A 1985-nucleotide genomic window follows, 5' to 3' on the forward strand; every position below is an offset into this window, starting at 1 on the left:
ACCACCACCAGCACCACCACCCCCCTCACCATCACCGAAGCCCGCACCCACCTCGTCTGCCAAGACCTCCACGGCAACCGCACCTGCTGACCCACGCACGACGTCCGCCGTCGGCGAACCCAGAAATTGAGTCGGGTGGGCTCAAGTTGAAACGGGTCAGCAGCACTCACCCGGAGGAGGACCCATGACCACCACCCTGACCCGCACCCCGTTCGCCGACGCGTGGCTCCGCGACCTGTGGACGCCGCGCCTCGCCACCGAGACGCCCGTCCCCGCGGCCGACGTGTACCGCGACGGCGAGGACCTCGTCGCCCGCCTCGACCTGCCGGGCATCGACCCGGCCGAGGACGTCACCGTCGAGGTCGAGGGCCGCAAGCTCGTCGTGCGCGGCGAGCGCAAGGACCAGCGCTCGGAGGAGTCCGAGGGCCGTCGCATCTCGGAAGTCCGGTTCGGCGCGTTCCGCCGTGTCGTCACCCTGCCGAAGGCGGTGGACGGCGACTCCGTCCGCGCGGCCTACGACGCGGGCGTCCTGACGGTCACCGTCGCGGGCGTCTTCGCCGGCACGACCCCGCAGCGCATCGAGGTCACCACCGCCTGATCCGTCAGGCCGGTCGGTCCGACGGCGCCCGGTCGCACCCGCGACCGGGCGCCGTCGTCACGTCTCCGGCCGGCGTCTCGTCGTCACGGTGAGCAACGAAGACCGACCGACGAGGAGTCGACATGTCGCACAGGACCGAGATCGTGGTGGTGGGTGGCGGGTACGCCGGCGTGACGGCGGCGAACCGCCTGACGAGGCGCGACGACGTGACGGTGACGCTCGTGAACCCGCGCCCGACGTTCGTCGAGCGGATCCGCCTCCACCAACGGGTGGCCGGCACGCACACCGCGGTCGTGGACTACCGCACCGTGCTGGCCGACCGGGTGCGGCTCGAGGTCGCGACCGTGGAGCGCGTGGACGCCCCCTCGCGACGACTGCTGCTCGCCGGCGGCGGGACGCTCTCCTACGACTACCTGGTCTACGCGGTCGGGAGCACCAGTGCGGCGCCGACCGTCCCGGGAGCCGCGGAGCACGCGTTCGCGCTCGCGAGCCTCGAGGAGGCAGACCGGCTCGCGCCGGCCCTGGCCGCCGCCGGGCCGGTCGCGCGCGTGACCGTGGTCGGCGCCGGGCCGAGCGGCATCGAGACGGCGTCGGAGCTCGCGGAGCAGGGGCGTGCGGTGACGCTGGTCGCGGGGGACGTGCTCGGCCCGTACCTGCACCCGAAGGGCCGGCGGGCGGTCGCGGCGCAGCTGGCACGGCTCGGCGTCGCGGTCGTCCAGGGGCCGGGCGCCGTCGTCACCGCGGTGACGCGGGACGCGGTGCAGCTCGCGGACGGCCGCGACCTGCCCAGCGACGTGACGATCTGGACGGCCGGTTTCGCCGTGCCCGACCTGGCCGCCCGGAGCGGCCTGAGCACCGACGGGGCAGGGCGTCTGCGCACGGACGAGACCCTGACGAGCGTGGACGACGACCGCATCGTGGCCGCCGGCGACGCCGCAGCGCCGTCGGACCTGCCGTTCCGGATGAGCTGCCAGGCCGCGGGCCAGCTCGGGGGCGCGGCGGCGGACACCGTGCTCTCCCGGCTCGCGGGCACGGAGCCCGCGCCCGTCGCGGTCGGCTTCCTCGGCCAGTGCCTGAGCCTGGGCCGGGGCGCGGGCCTGTTCCAGTTCGCCGGGCGGGGCGACGTCCCGGTCCCGGTGTTCCTCGGCGGGCGGCTCGGTGCCCGCGCCGGTGCGTGGCTCAAGGAGCTCGTCTGCAGGAGCACCGTCCAGGGGCTGACCTGGGAGGCGCGACGGCCCGGCATCATGCGCTACCCCGCGTTCGTCGGCGACCCGCGCCGCCGGGAGGCGGTGCGGGCACGCCGCGCGGCCGCCGCTCAGGACGCGACGGACGTCGTCACCGTGGCATAGCCAGCGGCACGACGACGTGCAGGGCCGCACCGGGAACC

Annotated in this window: 2 protein-coding genes; both read left to right on the forward strand. The window is 75.3% G+C overall.

Features of this window, described 5'->3' with window-relative positions; translation table 11 throughout:
• The first annotated feature begins 184 nt into the window (after nt 1-184).
• Nucleotides 185-598 (forward strand): Hsp20/alpha crystallin family protein, encoded by a 414-nt coding sequence (locus ACFT55_RS20035; protein ID WP_380245611.1) that lies wholly within the window; start codon nt 185-187, stop codon nt 596-598.
• 122 nt (nt 599-720) lie between these two features.
• Nucleotides 721-1947: an NAD(P)/FAD-dependent oxidoreductase gene (locus tag ACFT55_RS20040; RefSeq protein ID WP_380245612.1), complete on the forward strand. Its 1227-nt coding sequence runs from the start codon at nt 721-723 to the stop codon at nt 1945-1947.
• Nucleotides 1948-1985: the final 38 nt, after the last annotated feature.

Origin of the sequence: Isoptericola sp. NPDC057191, from assembly GCF_042670225.1 — a bacterium.
GTDB lineage: Bacteria > Actinomycetota > Actinomycetes > Actinomycetales > Cellulomonadaceae > Isoptericola.